Here is a 21570-nt window from a genome sequence, read left to right on the forward strand (position 1 = left end):
ACGCAGGAATTATAGTCTTTGAAGGCGCTTCGCCGCGAAGGCGCCAATAACGACGAGACAGCCGCAATGGAGACAATCGCTTTCCGGATGGTGCTCAACCCCGGCATGCGCGAGGAATACGAGCGCCGTCACGCGCAGATCTGGCCTGAGCTCGTTGACGCGCTGCACAACGCCGGCGTTCGCGAGTACCGCATCTTCTTCGATCCCGGCACCGACCATTTATTCGCCGTGCTGACGCGAACCACACATCACACGATGGACGCGCTCCCCGAACTCGAAGTCATGCGCAAATGGTGGGATTACATGGCCGACATCATGCACACAGCGCCGGATCACACGCCGCATCAGCAACCGCTCGAACAGGTGTTTCGCTTGAGTTCGCTCGGCTGACTTCGCGCTGACGTTTTACGTTGCCGCTTAAGCTTGAAACGACGGAGGCATCGCATGCAGGTTGTCGATTCGCATATTCACTTGTGGGATCTGAAGACGCATCGCTATCCGTGGCTGGAAAACCCGGGCGTGTCGTTCGTCGGCGACGCGCGCGATCTGAAGCACGACTATCTGCTGGACCATCTGCTCGCAGAAGCGGGCGATATCGATGTGAAGAAACTCGTGCACGTGGAAGCGAATCACGATCCCGCCGATCCAGTGGAGGAAACGCGCTGGCTGCAGTCCATTGCGGATCGTCATGAGTCGCGCGGCATGCCGAACGCGATTGTCGCCGCCGTCGATCTGTCTTCGCCGGACGCGCCCGCGTTGCTCGAAGCGCATGCGTCGTTCGCGAATACACGCGGCGTCCGGCAGATTCTGAATGTGCACGAAGACAAGCTGTTCGATTATGTGGGCCGCCATTACATGCGCGAGCCGCAATGGCGCGAGAACTTTGCGCTGCTGCGCCGTCACGGCATGTCGTTCGATCTGCAACTGTATCCGTCGCAAATGGAAGAGGCCGCGGCGTTGGCGCGCGAGCATGGCGACACGCTCTTAGCCGTCAATCATGCAGGCATGTTCGTAGACCGGGGCAGCGTCGCCGGTTATCGGGCGTGGCGCGACGGCATGCGCACGCTCGCGCAGTGCAGGAACGTCTGCGTGAAGATCAGCGGACTCGCGATGTTCGATCATCAATGGACCGTGGAAAGCTTGCGGCCCTACGTGCTCGAAACGATCGACACGTTTGGCGTGGAGCGCGCAATGTTCGCGTCGAACTTTCCCGTCGATCGTTTGTTCGGCTCTTACGCGGATTTGTGGCATGCCTATGCAGCGATCGTCGAAGATGCGAGCGTTGCCGAGAAAGAGGCGCTCTTTTGCCGTAACGCGGAACGTTTCTATCGCATCTGAGGCGGGTCGCATCGACTCAAGCAAACCGTGCACGCCATAACGCAAAAGAAGGAGACACGCAGTGCAGCAATCCTCAACCGCTCAGCCGAGACTCGAATTGCGGCACGCGAGTAAATCATTCGGCCGGGTCCGCGCGCTATCGGACGGCGATCTTTCGCTGTGGCCGGGTGAAGTGCATGCGTTGCTCGGCGAGAACGGCGCGGGCAAATCGACGCTCGTGAAAATTCTGGCGGGCGTGCATCAACCCGATAGCGGCGAGCTGCTGGTGGACGGCGCGGCGCGCCGCTTCGCGACCCCCGCCGAAGCGCGCGATGCCGGGCTCGCGGTGATCTATCAGGAGCCGACGCTGTTCTTCGATTTGTCCATTGCGGAGAACATCTTCATGGGACGGCAGCCGGTCGACCGGATCGGCCGCATTCAATATGACGCGATGCGCCGCGAGGTGGACGGCTTGCTCGCCTCGCTCGGGGTCGATCTGCGCGCGGATCAACTGGTGCGTGGCTTGTCGATTGCGGATCAGCAGGTGATCGAAATTGCGAAAGCGTTGTCGTTGAACGCAAACGTGCTGATCATGGACGAGCCGACGGCGGCCTTGTCGCTGCCCGAAGTCGAACGGCTCTTTGCAATCGTGCGCAAGCTGCGCGAGCGCGACGTGGCGATCCTGTTCATCACACACCGGCTCGACGAGGTCTTCGCGTTGACGCAACGCGTCACCATCATGCGCGACGGCGCAAAAGTGTTTGACGGCCTGACCGCCGATCTGACCACCGACGCCATCGTGGCAAAAATGGTCGGCCGCGATCTGGAGACGTTCTATCCCAAAGCCGAGCGCCCGCCCGGCGAAGTGCGGCTATCCGTGCGCGGCCTGACGCGTGTGGGCGTTTTCAAGGACATTTCCTTCGACGTGCGCGCCGGCGAAATCGTCGCATTAGCGGGGCTGGTCGGCGCTGGGCGCAGCGAAGTCGCGCGTGCCATTTTCGGCATCGATCCGCTGGATGCAGGCGAAATTCTGATAGGCGGTGAGCGCCTGAGCGCGGGCAAACCTGCCGCGGCAGTGCGCGCAGGCCTCGCGCTGGTGCCGGAAGACCGACGGCAACAAGGGCTCGCGCTGGAGTTGAGCATCGCGCGCAATGCGTCGATGACAGTGCTCGGCAGGCTCGTCCGTCACGGCCTTATCACGACGCGCAGCGAGATGCAGCTGGCTAACCAATGGGGCACGCGCCTGCGTCTGAAGGCGGCCGATCCGAACGCGCCGGTCGGCACGCTGTCGGGCGGCAACCAGCAAAAGGTGGTGCTCGGCAAATGGCTTGCAACGGGCCCGAAAGTTCTGATCATCGACGAACCCACGCGCGGTATCGACGTAGGCGCGAAAGCCGAGGTGTATAGCGCGCTCGCCGAACTCGTGCGCGACGGCATGGCCGTGCTGATGATTTCGAGTGAACTGCCGGAAGTGCTCGGCATGGCCGACCGAGTGCTGGTGATGCACGAGGGGCGTATCAGTGCGGACATTGCGCGCGCCGAAGCCGACGAAGAACGCATCATGGCCGCGGCGCTAGGACAACACATTCCACCGTTAGGGAACGCGGCATGATGCGCCATTCTTCGACTCATCCCGCGCCGGTCCAGGCACCGCCGCCGTTAAAGGGCGCGACGCGTGCCTCTGGCGGCTTTGCAGCGAACCTGGCAAAGAGCCGCGAGACGACGCTCTTCGTCGTGCTGATTCTGTTGATTGTCGGCACCGGGCTCGCGAGGCCGCAGTTCCTGAACCTGCAAAACTTGCGTGACGTGCTGCTCAACGTGTCGATCATCAGTCTGCTTACCGCGGGCATGACCGTGGTGATTCTGATGCGTCATATCGATCTGTCGGTGGGTTCGACGGTCGGCATCAGCGCATATGCAGTGGGCAGCCTGTACGTCGCGTTTCCGCAGATGCCGGTGATCGTCGCGCTCGCGGCGGGGCTCGTCATCGGTCTCGTGGCGGGCGGCATCAACGCTGTGCTTGTGGCCGTGGGCCGCGTGCCGTCGCTGGTGGCGACGCTCTCCACGCTTTATATCTTCCGGGGCGCGGATTACGCGTGGGTACACGGCGGACAGATCAACGCGACCAGTTTGCCCGACGCGTTTTCGCGCCTTGCGACCGGCACTTTCTTTGGCATACCGACGCTCGCGTTGATCGCAGTCGTCGTGCTGCTCGCTCTCGCGATCTATCTGAAGCAGTTTCGCGGCGGCCGTGAACACTATGCGATCGGCTCGAATCCCGAGGCAGCGCGGCTTGCTGGCGTCAACGTGGAACGCCGTGTGATGGCGGGCTTTCTATTGTCGGGTGCGATTGCGGGCTTCGCGGGCGCATTGTGGCTCGCGCGCTTCGGCACCGTCGATGCCAGCACCGCGAAGGGCATCGAACTGCAAGTCGTGGCGGCCGCCGTTGTAGGTAGCGTGGCAATTACAGGCGGCGTCGGCACGATACTCGGCGCGACGCTCGGCGCGCTCGTGCTCGGCGTGATCAGCATTGCGCTCGTCGTGCTGCATGTGTCGCCGTTCTGGGAGCAGGCGATTGAAGGCGCATTGATCGTCGCGGCCATTACCGCCGATACGTTGCTCGCCCGCTCCGTCGCCAAACGCATGATGAGGAAACGCGATCATGGCTAAACCCGATTCCGCGCTGCTCACGCGCAAACGCGAAACGCCGCTGCAATGGGAAGTGTTGCTGGTGATCGTGCTGATCTTGTCGCTCGCGCTCGGACGCGTGCTGTCGCCGGTGTTCCTGAGCGGCGCGAATCTGAGCAACGTGTTGGCGGACCTCACTGAAATCGCGTTAATGGCGCTGCCGATGACGTTGATTATCGTTGCCGCTGAAATCGATCTGTCGGTGGCTTCGGTGCTCGGTGCATCGAGCGCATTAATGGGCGTGCTTTGGCACATGGGCTTGCCGATGCCGGTCGTCATCGCGCTGGTGCTCGTGGCCGGCGCGTTGGCGGGCCTTCTGAACGGGCTCGTGATCGTGAAGCTCAATCTGCCTTCGCTTGCGGTAACGATCGGCACGCTGGCGCTCTTTCGCGGCCTTGCCTATGTGTTGCTCGGAGACCAGGCCGTCGCTGATTTTCCGGCGGCTTACACGGCGTTTGGCATGGATACGCTCGGCGGGACTTTTATCCCGCTGCCGTTTGCGATCGTGATTGTCGGCGCGGTGCTGTTCACGGTGCTGCTGCAATCGACCGCGTTTGGCCGCAGCCTCTACGCAATCGGCGCGAATCCAACCGCCGCCGCGTTCTCCGGCATTGAAGTGACAAAGATCAGGCTGCGTCTTTTCGTGCTGTCCGGTTTGATGAGCGCGCTTGCCGGCGTCGTCTATACGCTGCGTTTTACCAGCGCGCGTGGCGATAACGGCGAAGGCTTCGAGTTGTCCGTGATCGCAGCAGTATTGTTCGGCGGCGTGAGCATTTTCGGCGGACGCGGCTCGATGATCGGCGTGCTGCTGTCGCTGCTGATTATCGGCGTGCTGAAAAACGCATTGACGCTCGACGATGTATCGAGCGAAACGCTCACTATCGTCACGGGCGTGTTGCTGCTCGCATCGGTGCTGATACCGAATCTGGTTGCGCGCTGGCGCGCGGCGCGCGACCGGCGCTTCATCGCGAAGTCCGCTTCTCCCTTATAACGCAATCATTAAACCCGGACAGCACAATGTCCAACAACAAGCAGGAGACACTTCATGTTCAAACCTCTACGTCACACCGGCGCGGCGACGCTCTGCATTGCGTTGCTCGCGATCAGTTGCGCCTCGTCGGCTGCGGGCCTGAAAAACGGCCTGAAAATCGCATTCGTGCCGAAGCAGATCAACAATCCGTACGAAGTGATCGCCGACGACGGCGGCATGGCCGCAATCAAGGAATTCGGCGGGGTGGGCAAGGTCGTGGGGCCGTCCGATGCCGGGGCATCATCGCAGGTGCAGTACATCAACACGCTGATCACGCAGCGTCAGGATGCAATCGTGATTGCCGCCAACGACGCGAATGCGGTCGTGCCGTATCTGAAGAAGGCAATGTCGCAAGGCATCAAGGTCGTCACGTTCGATTCGGACACGGCGCCTGAAGGCCGGCAATTGTTCGTCAATCAGGCGAACGCGGAAGGGATCGGCCGCGGCCAGATCGAACTCGTGTCGAAGCTGATGGGCGGCGAGGGCGAGTTCGCGGTGCTGTCGGCCACGCCCAACGCAACTAATCAGAACACGTGGATCAAGTGGATGCAGGAAGAGTTGAAGAAGCCCGCGTACTCGAAGATCAAGCTCGTGAAAATCGCTTACGGTAACGACGACGATCAGAAGTCGTTCGTCGAAACGCAGGGTTTACTGCAGGCGTATCCGAACCTGAAGGCGATTGTCGCGCCGACCACGGTTGGCATTGCAGCGGCGGCGCGTTATATCTCGTCGTCGTCGAGCAAGGGCAAGGTGGCCGTAACTGGCTTGGGCACGCCGAATCAGATGCGCGCGTTCGTGAAGAACGGCACCGTGAAGGCGTTCCAGTTGTGGGACCCGAACCAGTTGGGCTATCTCGCCGGCTACGCGGCGGCAGCACTCGCGTCGGGTACGATCGACGGCAAGGAAGGCGAATCGTTCGATGCGGGTAAGCTCGGCAAGCGCACGATTGGGCCGCAAGGCGAGATCATTCTCGGGCCGCCGACCACGTTCGATGCGGGCAATATCGACAAGTTTAATTTTTGAGGGCGGGCGCCGCGCATTTCGCGCGGCGAAGGCATAGCGAGGCGCGTCGGGCGAAGAGCTGCTCGCGTGCCTCCCTGTTTTTCACGCGTGACTGAACTTAGGCGTCAAGCCGTGTTAAAACCGATGCTGAATCCCCGCAGTGACACCCGTCTGCGTATCCGCCGCGCCGGTCAGATCGCGCGACAGACTCACTGCGTTGCCGTGCTTCGCCATCGCATAGCCGCCCGCCAGATACAGCACGGTACGCTTCGATAGAGCGTACTGACCGCGCAGCGAGAACAGCGTCGGGTCGGCGTCGCTACCATCCTTGATGTCCTGATGGTAGACCGCGCCGAACAGCGAGATGAACGGCGTCACATCGTATTGACCGCCGATCCAGTACAGGTCGCTGCGCAGCGTGGGCGTGGCCGTGTGGAACGTGCGCCGGTAGTTCCGGTAACCGGCCATCGCCTTCACCGCGCCGAAATCGTAGCTCAGGCCCGCATGAATGCCCTGGATGTAGTTGGTGGTATCCGCGGGCGTCACGCTGTCGTTCGCGCCGTTCTGACGGTCGAAGGTCGCGACCACGGCGAACGGACCGTTTTCGTAGCCAAGACCGAAGTCGTACTTCGAGCTTGATTTCATGCTGCCCGGCACGTTACCGAAGCCGTACATGGCGCCGAATTTGAAGCCGGCGAACGTGCCGTCGTAACGCACCGCATTGGAAGAACGCGAGAAGAGCCCGTCTTTACGGCCGCCTGTCGCCGTGGACGACGTCGCCCACGAATAGTTCGGCGCATAACCCATTGGGTCGAACTGCAACATGTAGTCGTAGGTTGTCGTGAAATTGCGGCCGAGCGTGATCTGCCCGAAGCGGTTCTTCAGGCCGATGGTCGCGCGCCGGTCGAAGATCGCACCGGTCGTATCGTCGAACTGGCCGTTCGCGATGTTGATACCGCTCTCCAGCTGGAACACCGCCTTCAGCCCGCCGCCGAGATCTTCGACGCCGCGCAGACCCCAGCGCGACGTGTTCTTGCCGCCGGACACGAGACGCGTCGCGCCGCCGTCCGCGCTTGCATGGTTCACGTATTCGATGCCCGCGTCGACGATGCCATACAACGTCACGCTCGATTGCGCGTGTGCGCCTGCTGCAAAACCGGCGAGACCGGCGCACGTGACGCCGAGGGTTGCCTTTCTGATGCTCAACTTCATCAACAGTCTCCTGTAGCTGCTATTTTTACTTCGGTTGGGGATTTCGTACCGCGATGCCAGGCCCGACGCTTCAGCTCGCCTGAGCGAACGCCCAGCAGTCGTTGGCGGGGAATTCGATCCAGTGACGGCCGGCCGCGCGCGGCACGTTGCCGAACGCACGCAGACGCAGGTCGCCGCAATGGAACAGGTACTCCCAGCGGTCGCCGAGATACATCGACGTGATCAGTTCGGCTTCAAGGCGGTTCGCGCCCGGACCGTCGGCGACCTGCACTCGCTCCAGCCGGATCACGGCTTGCGCTTCTTGGCCAGCGGTCAGTGCTTCGCGCGCTTGCGCCTGCAATTGCCAGCCGTCGCCGGTCAAGGTCACGCGCTCGCCATCGACCGCGGCCACGCGTGCGTCGATGCGGTTATTGCTGCCCATGAACTCGGCGGTATAGAGTGAGCGCGGCGCGCCATACAGTTCCGCGGGCGTGCCTTCCTGTTCGATGCGGCCGTTGCGCAACAGCAGGATGCGGTCGGACATCGCCATCGCTTCGGTCTGGTCGTGCGTCACGCAAAGCGCGGAGAGACCCAGCGAGACGATCAATTCGCGCAGCCACGCACGCGCTTCCTCGCGCAGCTTGGCGTCGAGATTCGACAGCGGTTCGTCGAGCAGAATCACCGGCGGGTTGTAGACGAGCGCACGCGCAATCGCCACGCGTTGCTGCTGGCCGCCCGACAGTTGATACGGATAGCGCGCTGCCAGATGACCCAGGCCGAGCTGATCGAGCGCACTCTGTACGCGTTTTTTCTGTTCCGCCGCCGATACGCGCCGCAGTTTCAATCCGTAGCCGACGTTATCCGCCACCGTGCGATGCGGCCACAGCGCATACGACTGGAACACAAGCCCGAGCGAGCGCTGTTCGACCGGCAGATCGACATGCGTGGCGCCGTCGAAAAAAGTCTTGCCGTCGAGCTCAATACGTCCCGACGACGGCTGCTCGAGGCCGGCGACCGCTCGCAACAGCGTGGTCTTGCCGCTGCCCGACGCGCCGAGCAGGCACACCACTTCGCCGGGATTCAGTTCGAACGACACGCCCTTGAGAATCGGATTGTCGCCATAGCTGAGAAAGAGGTTGTCGACCGAGAGCTTATCCATGAAGTTTCACTCCGAAGCGCAGTGCCACGCCGAGTCCGGCGCCGACCATCGCGATGTTGATGACAGAAAGCGCCGCGACCTGATCGACCGCGCCGGTCGCCCACAGCGACACCAGCAGCGCGCCGATTACTTCAGTGCCGGGCGAGAGCAGATAGACGGCGGTCGAGTATTCGCGCTCGAAGATCATGAAGATCAGCAGCCACGCCGCGAGCAAGCCAAAGCGCACGAGCGGCAGCGTCACGTCGAGACTGACCCGCGCGCGCGTGGCGCCGACGCTGCGTCCCGCTTCCTCGAGTTCGGGGCCGACTTGCAGCAGCGCGCTTTGAATCAGGCGCATGCCGTATGCGAGCCACACGACGGTGTACGCGATCCAGATGCTCCACATCGAGTTCTTCAGCTCTTTCAGTCCGGGCACGAAAAGAAAGATCCACAGGAACGCGAGGCCGGCGAGCAGGCCAGGGACGGCGCGCGGCAGCAGCACCAGGTAATCGAGCAGACGCGTCGCCCAGTCGTTGCGGCGATGGCCGGCGAACGCAACCAGTGAATAGAAGCCCACCGCGACCGCACCGCCGATCACGCCGATGCCGAGTGTGTTGAGCATTGCGCGAACGAGGTTGTCCTGTTCGAACAGTTCGGTGAAATTGGCGAGCGTCAGCACCTCGGCGAGATGCACGCCTTCGCCCCAATTCGTGACGAACGCACGCAGCGTGATGCCGGAGAGCGGCACGAACACCGTCAGCATCAGCCACAACGCGACGATCGCAAGCGCGACCCAGCGCCATGCGCCGAGCGGCAGCACGGTTTGACGTCCGGCCTTGCCCTTCACCGTGACGAAACGGTTAGCGCTCTTGAGCAGCCTGCGTTGCAACAGCACCAGCGGGAACGTGATTGCGACGATGCACACGGCGACCGCGGCCATCAGGTGATACGACGGCACGCCGAGCTTGTTGGTGAGCTTGTACAGATACGTGGCCAGCACGAGGTGCCCTTCGGGGTCGCCGAGCACAAGCGGCAAGCCGAACACTTCGAAGCCGAGAAAGAACACCAGCACGCCGGCAAAGAGCAGGGCGGGCAGCGTCATCGGCAGGCTCACGTCAAGCGCGACGCGGAACGGCCGCGCACCCGCGACTCGCGCGGCTTCCTCGACATCGGAGCCGAGATTGCGCAGCGCCGCCGACGAATACAGGTACACGTGCGGCACATGCGTCAAGCCGACAATCACCGTGATCGCGAGAATCGAGTACACGGTCCACGGCGCTTCGGCACTGCCGAAAAGTTGCTTCCACCAGACCGAATAGAAGCCGACCGGGCCGGCCGCGACGACATAGCCGAACGCGAGCACCATCGGCGAAACGAATACGGGTGTGAGCAGCAACGGTTCGAGCCAGCGGCGGCCGGGGAGATCGGTGCGCACCATCAGGAAGGCAAGAATGCCACCGAGCGGAATCGAAATGAACAGCATGCCGCCCGCGATCACGAACGAGTTTTTCAACGCGGACCAGAAGTCCGGGTCGCTGAAAATGAATTCGAAACCGGCGAGGCCAAGCGTGCGTTTCGCGTCGAAGAACGGCGCGTTCAGCACGCTCTGAAACAGGATGAAGCCGAGCGGCAGCGCCACCGCGACCGTCAGCACCGCGACGACGAGCCAGCGCAGCAGCCCCGCCAACGGTTGCAGACGGCCGCGCGGCAACGCGCCGATAGGGCCGCTGTCTGCCGCGAGCGGCGCGGCGTCGCGAGGCCCGGTTGCGCTAGTGAAAAGCATGAGTGTCCCCCTGCGGCAGATAAGCCGCATATCGACAGGTATTCAACGGAAGGTCAGGCGTTCGCGCGTGACGGCGCGAACGTATCAGTCACACGCGCACGCCTAGCGCTTGATCGACTGTTGCCATTGCTTGAGGAATTCCAGGCGCTTCGACTGGTCGAGATAGACCAGCAGACCCGCGCCGATCGGAATCGGTTTGAGCGAGTCGCCGAGTTGCTTCGTGAGGCCGGCCATCGAGGTTTCGCCTTCGACATCCGAGCGGATCGAGAACAGGCTCGCCTGATTTGCGAGCAAGGTCTGGCCGCGTTGCGACAGCAGGTAATCGACCCACAGCCTCGCAGCGTTCGGGCTTTGCGCCTTCTTCGAAATGGTCACGAGGCGGCTCACCACCAGCGTGTAGTCCTTCGGATAGACGTAGCCGATCGACGGATCTTTCTTCGCCTTGGTGAGCGCGTACGAGCCGAGAATGTTGTAGCCGATCAGGTTCTCGCCCGACGAAATGCGCTCCATCATCGCACCGGTGCTCGATTGCAGCTTCGGGCCCGTGGCGCCCATTGCCTTCACCAGATCCCACGTGACCTGCGGATTCACGCGTGCATCCTGCGTCAGATAGTTAAAGCCCACGCCGGACTTTTCGATGTCGTAAGTCGTGACCTTGCCTTTGAACTGATCGGGCTTGCCTTGCAGCAGCTTGATCAGATCGGCGCGCGTTTGCGGCACTTCGCCGGCGGCAAGAAGACGCTTGTTGTAGACGATCGCGAGCGGCTCGTAGGTCGTGCCGTACGCCTGCTTCTGATACTGCGCCCATTGCGGCAAATGCTTCGCTTCGGGCGATTCGTAGGTGGCCATCAGGCCGTCGTTGACGAGCTTCACCTGAAGGTCCATTGCCGAGCTCCACAGCACGTCGGCGCTGGTGCTGCTGGCCGCGTTTTCGCTGATGTAGCGGTTGTACAGCTCGGTGCTGTTCATGTCGTTGTACTCGACCTTGATGCCGTACAGGCTTTCAAAATCCTTGATGAGCGGACGCACGAGAGCCGTGTCCGTGACCGAGTAGACGATCAGTTTGCCTTCCTTTTTTGCCCCGTCGACGGTGGCTTGATAGTCGCCCGGATAGCCCGCTGGAAACGCCGCCCATGCGGAGTTTGCGGCGAACGCGACAGCGGCGGCGAGAAGCTTCAGAGAGATTTGCACGTCTTCCTCCAGAAATCATCATGTTGGTTTTGTGAAGGCGAATGGTAAGAGACGTGTGCTTTCTGAACGCTTTCAATTTGTGAGGGAAATGCGTCACAATGGACGAATTCGCCTCATGGATTTCCCTGGGATTCTGTTCATGCGTGTGCTGCTCGTCGAAGACAATCCGGTTCTTTCCCGCTCGCTGACCGACGCGCTGACCAGCGCCAAACTCACGGTGGACTGCATGCATGACGGCGAATCCGCCGACCATGTTCTGCGTACGCAGGACTACGCACTGGTGATTCTCGACATCGGTTTGCCGAAGCTCGACGGGCTCGAGGTATTGCGCCGTTTACGCGCGCGCCGCAACGCGGTGCCGGTGTTGATACTCACCGCGCACGGCTCGGTGGAGGAGCGCGTGCGCGGCCTCGATCTCGGCGCCGACGACTATCTCGCCAAACCCTTCGCGCTCACCGAACTCGAAGCGCGAGCCCGTGCGCTGCTGCGGCGCGGTCATGGTCAGGAGCCGTCGGGCGCCCAATGCGGAACCCTGCTTTACGACAGCGTGGATCGCGGCTTCACGCTCGACGGCGAACCGCTCGCGCTGACGCCGCGCGAGCGTTCGGTGCTGGAAGTGTTGATCCTGCGCAATGGTCGAGCAATCAACAAGGAGACGCTGTCGGAGAAAATTTTCGGGCTCGACGAATCGGTGAATGCCGACGCTATCGAAATTTACGTGCACCGTTTGCGCAAGAAGCTCGAACGCAGTTCGGTCGGCATCGTCACGTTGCGCGGGCTCGGTTATCTGCTCGAAGCGAAAACAGCATGAGGCGGCCGAATTTGCGTGTACGGGTCGCGCTCTGGTTGTTGGTACCGCTGCTTCTGCTGCTCGCGCTCGATGCCTGGCTCACCTATCAACGCGCGATGAACGCCGCGCACGTCGCATTCGACCGCACACTCGAATTCTCGTTGCGCTCGATTCGCGACGGCGTGCGTCTGCGTGATGGCCGCATCGAAGTAGATCTGCCTTATCTTGCGCTGGAGATGTTCGAATCGAATGGCGGCGGCAACATCTACTATCAGATTCGCGAGGAACATGGCCGCGTGGTGACGGGTTATCCCGATCTACCCGAAGCGAAGAAGGTGCCGGCCGAGCCGTACAGCGTGCAGTTCTACGACGATGTATTTCGCGGCCGTCCACTGCGCGTCGCAATGCTGAGGCTACCTGTGCACGACGTGCCGACTGCGCAGACTCGCGTGGTGCTGGTAAGAGTCGGCGAGACGATCGAGCAGCGCCAGGCGTTGGCGCGCGAGATCCTGACGGGCTCGCTGCAACAGGAAGGGCTGCTGGTGGTGCTCGCGCTCGGCATCGTGTGGCTCGGGGTCGCGCGCGGTCTGCGGCCACTGAACCGGCTTTCCGCAAAGGTTGCCGCGCGCGCCGAGGACGACCCCACGCCGCTCGATACGGCCGGCTTGCCGAGCGAGGTCGCGCCGCTTGTCGATTCGATCAACCAGTACATTGGCCGCACGCAGAAGATGCAGTTGTCGCGGCGGCGTTTTTTCAACGACGCCGCGCATCAGTTGAAAACCCCGCTTGCGGTGATTCAGGCCGAGTCGGAACTTGCGCTGCGCGACACCGATGGCGTCGACGAAAAGAGCGCAGGTCAGAAGCGTCCGGGCGTCCATTTGCGGCGCCTGAATCGCGCGGTGCAGCAGGCCGTGCGCATCGTGCAGCAATTGCTGTCGCTGTCGCGGCTCGATGCGGATAGCGGCTACGCAATCAAACATGCGACCGTGCCGCTGCACAAGGTGGCGCGCAGTGTGACGCTCGACTGGTCGCCGGTGGCGCGCTCGCGCGGCATCGACCTCGGCTTCGAACAGGAAACGCGTATCGACGTGACGGGACAGTCCGATTTGCTCGCGGAGCTGGTAGGCAATTTGATCGACAACGCCATCCGTTATTCGGGCGATGGCGCGGTTATTACGGTGCGGGTCGCATGCGAGGACGGACAGCCGTTGCTTCAGGTGATCGACAACGGACCCGGCATTGCCGCGAGTGAACGCGAGGCGGTTTTCGAGCGCTTTTACCGCAGTGAGGCGACGCAAGCGGTGGAGGGCAGCGGCTTGGGTTTATCGATTGTGCGAGAGATTGCGCGGTTTCATGGCGCGCACGTTGCGTTAGGCGATGCTGCTGGGGGCGGGTTGGTGGTGAGTGTTCTGTTTCCAGCGCAACGCTCACTGTAACCTGCCAGCCGCCCGTTATCGCCGCACCGCGAACGTGCGCGCAAAACCCGCGGAAGGCGTCGCGCTATCCCACACTTTCCCATCCATCAAGGTCCGGGCGTTCTCTTCGGCGGGCACCGCGACCTTCACCCGTGCGGCGGCTTCGCGATAAACCTGCGTCTGGTTGATTTGCGAGGCGACCTCCGCATAATCGCTGCGCGCGTCGATCATGCCCCAGCGCTCGAATTGCGTGAGAAACCACGCACCCTCGAACGGCCGCGGATAGTTGACCTCGCCATTGTCGAAGAAACGCACCGGCAAACCGCGCGGCACGGAGGCAGGAATCGCATCGCCGAAGCGCGCGGCGATCAGTGCTTCGTCGATGCCGATATAATCCGGCCGCGCAAGCCAGCGCGCGATCTCATTGCGATGACCGGGGCCGTCGAGCCAGCGGCACGCTTCGAGCATCGTCTGCACGAGTGCGCGTGCGGTATTCGGATTCGCGCTCACGAAATCGCGCCGGCACGCGAGCACTTTCTCGGGATGGTCGGGCCACACCTCGCTCGTATAAGCGACCGTCCTGCCGACGCCTTGCACTTCGGCCATCGCGTTCCACGGCTCGCCCACGCACAGGCCGTCGAGCTTGTCCCCCGCGAGCGCCGCGACCATCTGCGGCGGCGGAATCACCACGCTTTCGATATCGCGCAAAGGATGCACGCCCTGCGCGGCGAGCCAGTAATACAGCCACATCGCGTGCGTGCCGGTGGGGAATGTCTGCGCGAACACCGGCTTGCGGCCGAGCGTGGCGAGCGCGTTGCGCAGCGTGCCGTGTTCGGCGAGCGCATCCGCGAGACGGCTCGACAGTGTGACCGCCTGGCCGTTGCGGTTGAGCACCATCAGCACGGCCATGTCGGTTTGCGGGCCGCCCAGGCCGAGTTGCACGCCGTAGACGAGGCCGTACAGCGTATGCGCCGCGTCGAGATCGCCGGACAGCAGCTTGTCGCGCACGGCGGCCCATGAAGGCTGGCGCGACAGTTCGAGCGTGAGCCCGTGCGCATGGCCGAATTCGAGCAGCTTCGCGGCGACGAGCGGCGCGGCGTCGGCGAGCGCCACGAATCCGAGCCGCAAGTGGGTCTTCTCCAACGGCCCTGATACTGACGAAGCGAGGTGACTGGCAGAGTTCATGGACGTGCTTCACTTGAGCGATTCAGCCGACGCGACGACCGCGCGCGCGACTTCGGCGAGCTTGACGCCCTGATTCATCGCGCGTTTGCGCAGCGTGGCGTAGGCGGCGTGCTCGGTGATTTTCTGCTGATCCATCAGCAGGCGTTTGGCGCGGTCGATCAGCTTGCGCTCCGCGAGTTCGTTCTCGACTTGCGCGAGGCGTTCGCGCAACTGCGATTCCTGCGCGAACCGCGCGAGCGCGACTTCGAGAATCGGTGCGAGCCGTTCGGTCGCGAGCCCTTCGACGAGGTACGCGGTGACACCGGCGCCGACGGCGTCGCGGATCAACTGCTGGTTGGCGTCGTGACTGAACATCAGCACCGGGCGCGGTGCAGTCGCGTTCATTACCGCGAGCTGTTCGAGCGTGTCCCGCGAAGGCGAATCCGTATCGATGATGATCACGTCCGGCCGTTCGCTCTGAACCGCGCTATGCAGCGCTTGCGGTGTCGCGGTGCTGGCGAGCATCTCGTAGCCGAGGCGGGCGAGTGCGTCCCGCAGGTCGCCTATCGGCTTATCGGTATCGGTGACGAGGAGAACACGCAGCATGGGGTAGTGGCAATCGACGGCTGAACATCGTTCAAGCAATTATGATGCCATTCACCGAAAAGGCCGTATCTACAAAGGATCAGGTGTTTAGGCCGAGTTTTTCGGGGAGGGATGCGCACCACGAAAGGGCATGTCGAGCCGATGCACCGAAGCCGCGCATGCTGGGTAACGAGGGGCGAAAGACGGGAACAACCCGCGCGCAGTAAGCCGCAGCAAGCGCGCAATTGACATCGCAACGAGCGTTGCGAGTGAATTTCAAGGATAAAGCGCCGCCGCTGCGCGCCGCTCAGATTCGAATCGAGCCGAATCGGAGGAGGCGCGCGAAAGGCTTCGCGAACAACGTTGCTACAAGAGCACTACAAGGGCACTACGAGGGCACGCCAGACAGGCCGCGAGGCCGTGTGCCGTTCGCCTTAACGGCGACGGAATTGCGAATTGCTGCGGGCTGCGCCGCCACCGCCTGCGCGCTCGTCTTTATGACGGAAGTTGATCCGTCCTTTGGTCAGGTCGTAGACCGACAGTTCCAGCGTCACGCGGTCGCCCGCGAGAATACGAATGTGGTTCTTGCGCATGCGTCCGGACGCGTAAGCACCAACTACGACGCCGTTGTCGAGCGTCACGCGGTAACGACTGTCCGGAAGTACTTCGTCGACGATACCGTCAAGTTCAAGCAGTTCTTCTTTCGCCATGCATAACTCCTGGTCGATGGGATTAGGGGTGCGCGTCGCCTTGCGGCGGCGCTGCATCAGATACGGTTGCCAGCGGACCTCGGGCCCGCTGTTTTTGGCGGCACCGGCTTATGCGCCGATAGTAGTGCCGCGCGTGATGCCGCGGCTAGTGCCGCTTAAAGATCGGCGACCGACTGGCCGTCAACGCGGCCGTCGATCAGTTGCTCGGCGTGAGCCATGCACGCGATGCGCGCCTTGCCCGTGCCGTCGAACGGAAACAGATATTGCAGGCGGAACACACGGCCCTCGGCCGCCGCATTGGCGCCCACGCGGCAAATGCGCACCGACGCGTCGTAGCCTGCGTCCGGATTGCGGCTCGTCTGACCGTCCGTGGGACGGCGCGGATAGACGAGCGGGTGAATCTCATAACCCTTGTACGTCTTGACTGCTGAATTCATAAGCATATCTGTGTCCTGTATTACGTGGGCCGTGTGTCACGCGTGTTACGCGCAGCACGACGGACCGGGCAGCGCAGCACCCTTGGGGCGCGCCGCTATGGAAAAAGGTTGGCACAGGCCCGATGGAAAGGGCTTGAGCGCGCCGCGCAAAGTCGCGGATTCGATGGAGAAGAAACACGCTGATGTCGCGCGGAAAGCGGGCGCGCGGAAGCGGGAAACCTGACTGAACAACTCAGCTGCACAACTCGCGACGGCTAATGCAGGCGGCGCATTGCCGGAGTGACGGGATCGCCGGCGGGCGGCGGCCGAACAGTCGGGGGTGTTGCGAAGATGCCGCGAAGTGCCGGGTTGAGACTGCCAGTGCTGCAATGTGCGGAATACGACTATTCCAATATGATGCACTAAATAGGGCTAATTGGATAGCGAAAAGTTCCTCGCACGAACGGAGCGCCGGGCCGGCCGGCCTTTGGGCGCGCTATCAAAACACGGCAAGGAGCCCAAAAGGGCGTGAAATGCGGCTAATCCGACGTCTCTGCGATGCGCTTCTGCAATTCGCGCGACGCCGCAAGCGGAATGCGCGGGTCGTCCCACGCGGCGAGCCATTCGACTTCCTTCGACGTAAAAATCTGTCCGTGATTGCGCAGCGCGTATTGAAGCGAATCGATGATGTGATTGCGAATGATTTCCGGCGTTCTCGTGTCGTCGAGCACGGCGCGAAATGCCTCGAGCGTTGCCATCTGCTGCTCCGTGAAGTAGATCGCCTTTTATCGCACGAAAAAATAGCGCCTGCCAGGCGGACAAAATTCGCTGCGGTCCCGTAGGCGATGCCGGGTGGCTACAATGGCGAGTTGCCGCGCGGGGCCACGCCCGAATGCGCTGCCCGGACCTCCGATCACTGCGCGTCGAACACCGCGCCCTCGAACACTGTCATTCTCCAATGCGCCAGACAACCGTGTCTCCTGTGAAAGATCTGCTGCTGGAGCGTTACGCTCCGATCGCCGACGGCATCGCGGCGCTGTTCTATCCGTGCGCCGAAGTCGTGATTCACGATCTGCGCGATCAGACCATCGCTTATCTCGTCAACAATCTGTCGAAGCTCGAAGTAGGCGGCCCCTCGGTGCTCGACGAAGTGCACTACGCTGCACGCGGCCGCACCATCGGTCCGTACGAGAAGCTCAATTGGGACGGCCGGCGCATGCGTTGCGTGAGCAACATTCTGTTCGACGACAACGGCAAGCCGGCGGGCATGCTGTGCATCAACTTCAATATCGCGGTGTTCGAAGACGTGCGTTCCACGCTCGATCTGTTTATCCGCGGCGGCAATCTGACCGATGCACCGGCCGAAGACCTCTTTCGCGACGACTGGCAGGACCGTATCAACACCTATCTGCATGCGTGGCTGCGCGAGCGGCAAATTGGCGTCAACGCGCTCACGCGCGAGCACAAGCGCGAAATCGTCGAGGCGCTGCATGCGCAGGGCGCGTTTCGCGGCCGCAGTTCGGCGAACTATGTTGCCGCCGTGCTGACGATGGGGCGCGCGACCGTCTACAAAATTCTGAAGCAGATGAAAGAGGGCGGCTGAGTTTGCCGCTTCTACACGAGGAGAATTCATTGGTGCACACCACACGTTACCGGCATTACAAAGGCGGCATTTACGAACTGTTATGCGAGGCGACGCTCGAGTCGGATCACACTGTCACGATGATCGTCTACAAGGCAGCCAACGGCACAATCTGGACGCGTCCGGCTTCGGTGTTCTTCGAGACGATCGAGCATGACGGCGCTAAGGTGCCGCGCTTTGCTGCGATTGACTGAACGTGCGGAAATCTGTCGAATTCGCATCAAGGATGCAGGCGCCGCCGCTAGCGTGACGACGGCAATTCGATAGCTTCGGGCGCTTCGATTACTACGTCGGTTTCGGCGATAGCCACACACGGCAAGATGTAGCCTTCCTGTTTTTCCTCGCGGCTGAGACCAGGCCATTCAATCGTATAGCGCACGTGTCCCGCCGTCATTTTGCACAGGCACGTGCGGCAGGTGCCGTTGCGGCACGAACGCGGCAGACGCAGGTTCGCAAAGCCGGCGGCTTCGAGAATCGTCAGTGCGTCGGGGGCCTCGAAGCTGTAGCCGAGCGGCTCTACGCGGACAAGCGGCGGGCGGTTGGGAGCGGGCATCGTGTGAATGTGTGGCGGAACGCGTCACACTTTACACGGCCGATGAGCAAAGCGCGCGGTGAATAGGCGGCAGCACGCGCGAGAGGCGCTTGACGGTGTGCATCGCAGTTGACGCCGCAGTGAGAGCGCGGCTGGGAGCAGTGGAGGAGAAGAGCGCCGCAGGAACGCGCCGCGCTCTGAGCATACGGCGAGAGCAGCGCAGGAGAGCTTCGCAGGAGCAGAGCGGGAAAGCGCCGCAGGAGACCATCACAGCAAAACCCCGTCAATGAGTCGCCCCACCGCGCCGCAAGTAGCGGTACACCGTATTGCGCGCGAGCCCCAACTCCCGCGCCGCGGCCGACACGTTGCCGTCGAGGCGTGCGAGCGTCTGCACGATCAACGTCGCTTGCCAGTCTTCCATGCGCGAGGGCTTAGATACATGCGCGCCACTTCCATCGCCTTTCACATCATCGACGGCTTCGAGCGTTGACCGCGCGTTGTCATCCGCTGCGGCATCGGCGCAATCCTGCAGGAAGTCTTCGGGCAAATCGTCCAGTTCGATCTGCTCCGCGCCCTCAGCCATGATGCTTGCAGTGCGCAGCACATTTGCCAGTTGCCGCAAATTGCCGGGCCAGCGGCATTGCATGAAGCGCTTGAGCACCGCCGCCGAAACACGGCGCGGCAAACCGTCGCCTTCACGCTGGAGCTCGAGCATCCGCTTGACCAGCGCCGCGAGATCGGTGCGCTCGCTCAGCGCGGGCAAGGTCACCACGAGTCCATTGATCCGGTAGTACAGGTCTTCGCGGAAGGTGCCTTCTGCGATCATCGCGCGCAGGTTCCGGTGCGTCGCGCAGACGATCCTCAGGTCCACGGGAATCGCGCGAGTGCCGCCGAGCGGCACCACCGTGCGCTCCTGGAGCACGCGCATCAGCCGCACTTGCTGCGCGAGCGGCATATCGCCGATTTCATCAAGGAACAGCGTGCCGCCGTCGGCCTGCACGATCTTGCCGACGCTGCCCCGCTTTTTAGCGCCGGTGAATGCGCCGTCTTCGTAGCCGAACAGTTCCGCCTCGATCAATGTGTCCGGCAGCGATGCGCAATTCAACGCAACGAACGGCGCCGCGCGCCGCGGCGAATCGTGATGGATCGCGCGCGCGAGCCATTCCTTGCCGGTGCCCGTCTTACCGAGGATAAGAATCGGAATATCGCGGCCGCGAACCTTGGCGACACGCGCGAGAATCGCGGACATTTGCGCGTCACCGGTGTCGAGTGTTTCGAGCGTGGCGAGCGGCGCCGTATCGGCGAAATCCGGCACATGACGCGCACCGTTCGACGCGAAGTTGCGTGACTTCTCCGCGTGACCCATTGCCGGCGCCACATAACGCTGCGCCGAATATTCGCCGCGCGCGACCACCCGCACTCCGCTCGGCAATGTGAGCACGAGGTTCTCGCCCGGCGCGCGAGCGGTCTGCTGCAACACGTTGGCGAACGCAGCGCCGAACAGCGCCTCGAAACGTTGTCTTTGCAATACGGCGAGCGGCTCGCCGAACTGGAACAGCGCGCTGCGATTCGCCGACAGGAACGTACCGTCGGCGCCGAACGCGGCGAGTCCTTCGAATAGCGTACCGATGAATTCGGCGCGAGCGTGAAAGTGCACGCGAACCGCATCGGCGAATTGATTGGAGAACAGATGATTTTCGATCATCTGCGCGGACATGCGCACGAGCGCGAGCGTGTGCTTATGAAAGCCGCGTGTGTCGCCGCTGACGTCGAGCGCGCCGATGGTCCGCCCGAACGGATCGGCAATCGGCGCGCATGAACATGTGAGAATTCGGTTAGCGTGCAGAAAGTGCTCGTCGGCGTGGACAACGGTCGGCTGTCCGTCGACAAGTGCAGTGCCGATCGCATTCGTGCCGCGATCCGCCTCCGCCCACGACACGCCAGGACACAGCGCGACGCGATTTGCCTTTTCGACGAAGTCGCTGTCGCCGAGACTGTGCAGGATCACGCCGTGACTGTCGGTGAGCAGCACCATGCTTTGCGTATCGACGATCTGCGCGTGCAGCGTCTCCATGACCGGCAGCGCGTGCGTATAAAGCGACTGGTTACGATCGACGAGTTCGCGCAGCGCAGGCCGTCGCAGCGGATGGAAATCCGGCGTTTCCGACGCGCGCAGCCCGAGTTCGAGCGAACGGGCATGAGATTGCGCGATGACATCGGGCCGACCGATCGACGGCGGCGTGATGGGGCGATGAGTCAAAGCATGTCTCCGGTAATCGAAGGCGGCGGGTACGTTGCCCGCCGTTCGATGCCGCAGCGCAGCATCTCGCTAGCGGCCGAACCCCATATTACAGGAGGCAAAGCTCTGCGCGCGGCAGGGAAAACACCGCAGCGGCATGACGCACCCCGCACGATCGACGCAGCACGCTGCACCGGGATCAAGCAAACAAAAAGGAAAACTTGCGCCGCGCGCGAACTCGTCTAAAGTGAATCAAATCATCGTCGCGAGGCGCGAAGTGCGTCCGCGCGCGACGGATGACGAGCCCGCGTCGCCAGCATTGGACAAGGAGGAGGGAGCTGCAGGCGCGACCAGATGCAACCGGCGTGCGCAATACCCGTGCGAATCATGCGCAGCGCCCAACTTCCAGGTGACTCCCATGCAGATCCTTTTCCCGAATGAAAGCCCTGAATATTCAGGTCGCGAACTCACCCTGGCGTTCCCGGCGCTGGTCGATGGGCAGAGGGTCGAGTGCATGATCACCGCGGAAGCGCTGGAAGATCACTTTGGCGCTGCCTCGCCGCGCCTCGAAGACATGGTCGGTGCATTCGACACGCACCGCGAGCGTATCGAAGCGGCCACGCGGCGTCTGCTGTCCGAGACGAGCGCTCAGTGCGTCGTGCTGCGCAGCGGTTATGTGCGCTTTTACGAAGCGAACTGGCGTGCCTGAGGAGAGCGACACGCCGGGCCGGACGCGA

At 62.5% G+C, this 21570-nt stretch carries 23 protein-coding genes; 12 read left to right on the forward strand and 11 right to left on the reverse strand.

Going from position 1 to position 21570, the window contains the following annotated elements; translation table 11 throughout:
• Positions 1 to 66: 66 nt before the first annotated feature.
• The 6 genes from F759_RS0102100 to rhaS all read left to right on the forward strand — a co-directional run bounded on the left by F759_RS0102100 (position 67) and on the right by rhaS (position 6058).
• The gene (locus F759_RS0102100; protein ID WP_027798380.1) at positions 67 to 390 is read left to right on the forward strand and encodes an L-rhamnose mutarotase; all 324 of its coding nucleotides are present in this window, start codon (positions 67 to 69) and stop codon (positions 388 to 390) included.
• A gap of 54 nt (positions 391 to 444) precedes the next feature.
• Positions 445 to 1338, forward strand: a complete 894-nt coding sequence (locus F759_RS0102105; RefSeq protein ID WP_027798381.1) for an amidohydrolase family protein — start codon at positions 445 to 447, stop codon at positions 1336 to 1338.
• A 61-nt stretch (positions 1339 to 1399) separates the two neighbouring features.
• Positions 1400 to 2929 carry a sugar ABC transporter ATP-binding protein gene (locus F759_RS0102110; RefSeq protein ID WP_027798382.1) on the forward strand — a complete coding sequence of 510 codons (1530 nt, stop codon included), beginning with the start codon at positions 1400 to 1402 and terminating at the stop codon, positions 2927 to 2929.
• Positions 2926 to 3987, forward strand: coding sequence for an ABC transporter permease (locus tag F759_RS0102115; RefSeq protein WP_027798383.1), 1062 nt, complete (start codon positions 2926 to 2928; stop codon positions 3985 to 3987). Before F759_RS0102110 ends, F759_RS0102115 begins: the two co-directional genes overlap by 4 nt.
• Complete coding sequence (locus F759_RS0102120; RefSeq protein WP_027798384.1) at positions 3980 to 4996, forward strand: ABC transporter permease; 1017 nt, start codon at positions 3980 to 3982, stop codon at positions 4994 to 4996. Before F759_RS0102115 ends, F759_RS0102120 begins: the two co-directional genes overlap by 8 nt.
• A 54-nt stretch (positions 4997 to 5050) precedes the next feature.
• A complete protein-coding gene (gene rhaS, locus F759_RS0102125) occupies positions 5051 to 6058 on the forward strand; it encodes a rhamnose ABC transporter substrate-binding protein (protein ID WP_027798385.1) in 1008 nt (335 codons plus the stop codon).
• Positions 6059 to 6172: 114 nt separating this feature from the next.
• Here the strand turns inward: rhaS and F759_RS0102130 are convergent, their stop codons facing one another.
• The 4 genes from F759_RS0102130 to F759_RS0102145 form a co-directional block, all read right to left on the reverse strand.
• Complete coding sequence (locus tag F759_RS0102130) at positions 6173 to 7249, reverse strand: porin (RefSeq protein ID WP_027798386.1); 1077 nt, start codon at positions 7247 to 7249, stop codon at positions 6173 to 6175.
• A gap of 70 nt (positions 7250 to 7319) precedes the next feature.
• Positions 7320 to 8387 carry an ABC transporter ATP-binding protein gene (locus F759_RS0102135; protein ID WP_027798387.1) on the reverse strand — a complete coding sequence of 356 codons (1068 nt, stop codon included), beginning with the start codon at positions 8385 to 8387 and terminating at the stop codon, positions 7320 to 7322.
• Entirely contained in the window at positions 8380 to 10149 is a 1770-nt protein-coding gene (locus tag F759_RS0102140; RefSeq protein WP_027798388.1) for an ABC transporter permease, read from the reverse strand. Before F759_RS0102140 ends, F759_RS0102135 begins: the two co-directional genes overlap by 8 nt.
• 102 nt (positions 10150 to 10251) lie before the next feature.
• Positions 10252 to 11340: an ABC transporter substrate-binding protein gene (locus F759_RS0102145; protein WP_027798389.1), complete on the reverse strand. Its 1089-nt coding sequence runs from the start codon at positions 11338 to 11340 to the stop codon at positions 10252 to 10254.
• Between the two features lie 139 nt (positions 11341 to 11479).
• On the opposite strand from F759_RS0102145, the gene F759_RS0102150 reads away from it, so the two are divergent.
• Positions 11480 to 12151 (forward strand): response regulator, encoded by a 672-nt coding sequence (locus tag F759_RS0102150; protein WP_027798390.1) that lies wholly within the window; start codon positions 11480 to 11482, stop codon positions 12149 to 12151.
• A complete protein-coding gene (locus F759_RS0102155; RefSeq protein ID WP_027798391.1) occupies positions 12148 to 13566 on the forward strand; it encodes a sensor histidine kinase in 1419 nt (472 codons plus the stop codon). Before F759_RS0102150 ends, F759_RS0102155 begins: the two co-directional genes overlap by 4 nt.
• 15 nt (positions 13567 to 13581) lie before the next feature.
• Here F759_RS0102155 and F759_RS0102160 read toward each other — a convergent pair whose 3' ends face one another.
• The 5 genes from F759_RS0102160 to F759_RS0102185 form a co-directional block, all read right to left on the reverse strand.
• Positions 13582 to 14730, reverse strand: a complete 1149-nt coding sequence (locus F759_RS0102160) for a CmpA/NrtA family ABC transporter substrate-binding protein (RefSeq protein ID WP_027798392.1) — start codon at positions 14728 to 14730, stop codon at positions 13582 to 13584.
• Between the two features lie 9 nt (positions 14731 to 14739).
• Positions 14740 to 15315 (reverse strand): ANTAR domain-containing response regulator, encoded by a 576-nt coding sequence (locus tag F759_RS0102165; protein WP_027798393.1) that lies wholly within the window; start codon positions 15313 to 15315, stop codon positions 14740 to 14742.
• A 413-nt stretch (positions 15316 to 15728) separates the two neighbouring features.
• Positions 15729 to 16004 carry a translation initiation factor IF-1 gene (gene infA / locus F759_RS0102170; RefSeq protein WP_013343004.1) on the reverse strand — a complete coding sequence of 92 codons (276 nt, stop codon included), beginning with the start codon at positions 16002 to 16004 and terminating at the stop codon, positions 15729 to 15731.
• A gap of 155 nt (positions 16005 to 16159) precedes the next feature.
• Positions 16160 to 16441 carry a hypothetical protein gene (locus tag F759_RS0102175; protein WP_027775843.1) on the reverse strand — a complete coding sequence of 94 codons (282 nt, stop codon included), beginning with the start codon at positions 16439 to 16441 and terminating at the stop codon, positions 16160 to 16162.
• 518 nt (positions 16442 to 16959) lie between these two features.
• Positions 16960 to 17178 (reverse strand): hypothetical protein, encoded by a 219-nt coding sequence (locus F759_RS0102185; RefSeq protein ID WP_027798394.1) that lies wholly within the window; start codon positions 17176 to 17178, stop codon positions 16960 to 16962.
• Positions 17179 to 17378: 200 nt separating this feature from the next.
• Here F759_RS0102185 and F759_RS0102190 point away from each other — a divergent pair, with 200 nt between their 5' ends.
• Together F759_RS0102190 and F759_RS0102195 are read left to right on the forward strand one after the other, a co-directional pair.
• Positions 17379 to 18023, forward strand: coding sequence for a helix-turn-helix transcriptional regulator (locus tag F759_RS0102190; protein WP_027798395.1), 645 nt, complete (start codon positions 17379 to 17381; stop codon positions 18021 to 18023).
• Positions 18024 to 18052: 29 nt separating this feature from the next.
• Entirely contained in the window at positions 18053 to 18256 is a 204-nt protein-coding gene (locus tag F759_RS0102195) for a DUF1653 domain-containing protein (protein WP_027798396.1), read from the forward strand.
• Positions 18257 to 18303: 47 nt separating this feature from the next.
• On the opposite strand, the gene F759_RS0102200 is transcribed toward F759_RS0102195, so the two are convergent.
• Both F759_RS0102200 and F759_RS0102205 read right to left on the reverse strand, forming a co-directional pair.
• The gene (locus tag F759_RS0102200) at positions 18304 to 18615 is read right to left on the reverse strand and encodes a 2Fe-2S iron-sulfur cluster-binding protein (RefSeq protein WP_027798397.1); all 312 of its coding nucleotides are present in this window, start codon (positions 18613 to 18615) and stop codon (positions 18304 to 18306) included.
• Between the two features lie 262 nt (positions 18616 to 18877).
• Entirely contained in the window at positions 18878 to 20854 is a 1977-nt protein-coding gene (locus tag F759_RS0102205) for a sigma-54-dependent Fis family transcriptional regulator (protein ID WP_027798398.1), read from the reverse strand.
• Positions 20855 to 20857: 3 nt separating this feature from the next.
• Here F759_RS0102205 and F759_RS37150 point away from each other — a divergent pair, with 3 nt between their 5' ends.
• Positions 20858 to 21079, forward strand: coding sequence for a hypothetical protein (locus F759_RS37150; RefSeq protein ID WP_036023354.1), 222 nt, complete (start codon positions 20858 to 20860; stop codon positions 21077 to 21079).
• 172 nt (positions 21080 to 21251) lie between these two features.
• Complete coding sequence (locus F759_RS0102210) at positions 21252 to 21542, forward strand: DUF1488 family protein (RefSeq protein WP_025597272.1); 291 nt, start codon at positions 21252 to 21254, stop codon at positions 21540 to 21542.
• Positions 21543 to 21570 lie beyond the last annotated feature (28 nt).

It is taken from the genome of Paraburkholderia dilworthii, from assembly GCF_000472525.1.
Lineage (GTDB): Bacteria > Pseudomonadota > Gammaproteobacteria > Burkholderiales > Burkholderiaceae > Paraburkholderia > Paraburkholderia dilworthii.

Bases quoted from the DNA above. Each gene is read 5' to 3' on its own strand.
- F759_RS0102100 (WP_027798380.1), top strand. From the start codon at position 67: ATGGAGACAATCGCTTTCCGGATGGTGCTCAACCCCGGCATGCGCGAG.
- F759_RS0102105 (WP_027798381.1), top strand. From the start codon at position 445: ATGCAGGTTGTCGATTCGCATATTCACTTGTGGGATCTGAAGACGCAT.
- F759_RS0102115 (WP_027798383.1), top strand. From the start codon at position 2,926: ATGATGCGCCATTCTTCGACTCATCCCGCGCCGGTCCAGGCACCGCCG.
- F759_RS0102120 (WP_027798384.1), top strand. From the start codon at position 3,980: ATGGCTAAACCCGATTCCGCGCTGCTCACGCGCAAACGCGAAACGCCG.
- rhaS (WP_027798385.1), top strand. From the start codon at position 5,051: ATGTTCAAACCTCTACGTCACACCGGCGCGGCGACGCTCTGCATTGCG.
- F759_RS0102130 (WP_027798386.1), bottom strand. From the start codon at position 7,249: ATGAAGTTGAGCATCAGAAAGGCAACCCTCGGCGTCACGTGCGCCGGT.
- F759_RS0102135 (WP_027798387.1), bottom strand. From the start codon at position 8,387: ATGGATAAGCTCTCGGTCGACAACCTCTTTCTCAGCTATGGCGACAAT.
- F759_RS0102140 (WP_027798388.1), bottom strand. From the start codon at position 10,149: ATGCTTTTCACTAGCGCAACCGGGCCTCGCGACGCCGCGCCGCTCGCG.
- F759_RS0102150 (WP_027798390.1), top strand. From the start codon at position 11,480: ATGCGTGTGCTGCTCGTCGAAGACAATCCGGTTCTTTCCCGCTCGCTG.
- F759_RS0102155 (WP_027798391.1), top strand. From the start codon at position 12,148: ATGAGGCGGCCGAATTTGCGTGTACGGGTCGCGCTCTGGTTGTTGGTA.
- F759_RS0102160 (WP_027798392.1), bottom strand. From the start codon at position 14,730: ATGAACTCTGCCAGTCACCTCGCTTCGTCAGTATCAGGGCCGTTGGAG.
- F759_RS0102165 (WP_027798393.1), bottom strand. From the start codon at position 15,315: ATGCTGCGTGTTCTCCTCGTCACCGATACCGATAAGCCGATAGGCGAC.
- infA (WP_013343004.1), bottom strand. From the start codon at position 16,004: ATGGCGAAAGAAGAACTGCTTGAACTTGACGGTATCGTCGACGAAGTA.
- F759_RS0102175 (WP_027775843.1), bottom strand. From the start codon at position 16,441: ATGAATTCAGCAGTCAAGACGTACAAGGGTTATGAGATTCACCCGCTC.
- F759_RS0102185 (WP_027798394.1), bottom strand. From the start codon at position 17,178: ATGGCAACGCTCGAGGCATTTCGCGCCGTGCTCGACGACACGAGAACG.
- F759_RS0102190 (WP_027798395.1), top strand. From the start codon at position 17,379: ATGCGCCAGACAACCGTGTCTCCTGTGAAAGATCTGCTGCTGGAGCGT.
- F759_RS0102200 (WP_027798397.1), bottom strand. From the start codon at position 18,615: ATGCCCGCTCCCAACCGCCCGCCGCTTGTCCGCGTAGAGCCGCTCGGC.
- F759_RS37150 (WP_036023354.1), top strand. From the start codon at position 20,858: ATGTCTCCGGTAATCGAAGGCGGCGGGTACGTTGCCCGCCGTTCGATG.
- F759_RS0102210 (WP_025597272.1), top strand. From the start codon at position 21,252: ATGCAGATCCTTTTCCCGAATGAAAGCCCTGAATATTCAGGTCGCGAA.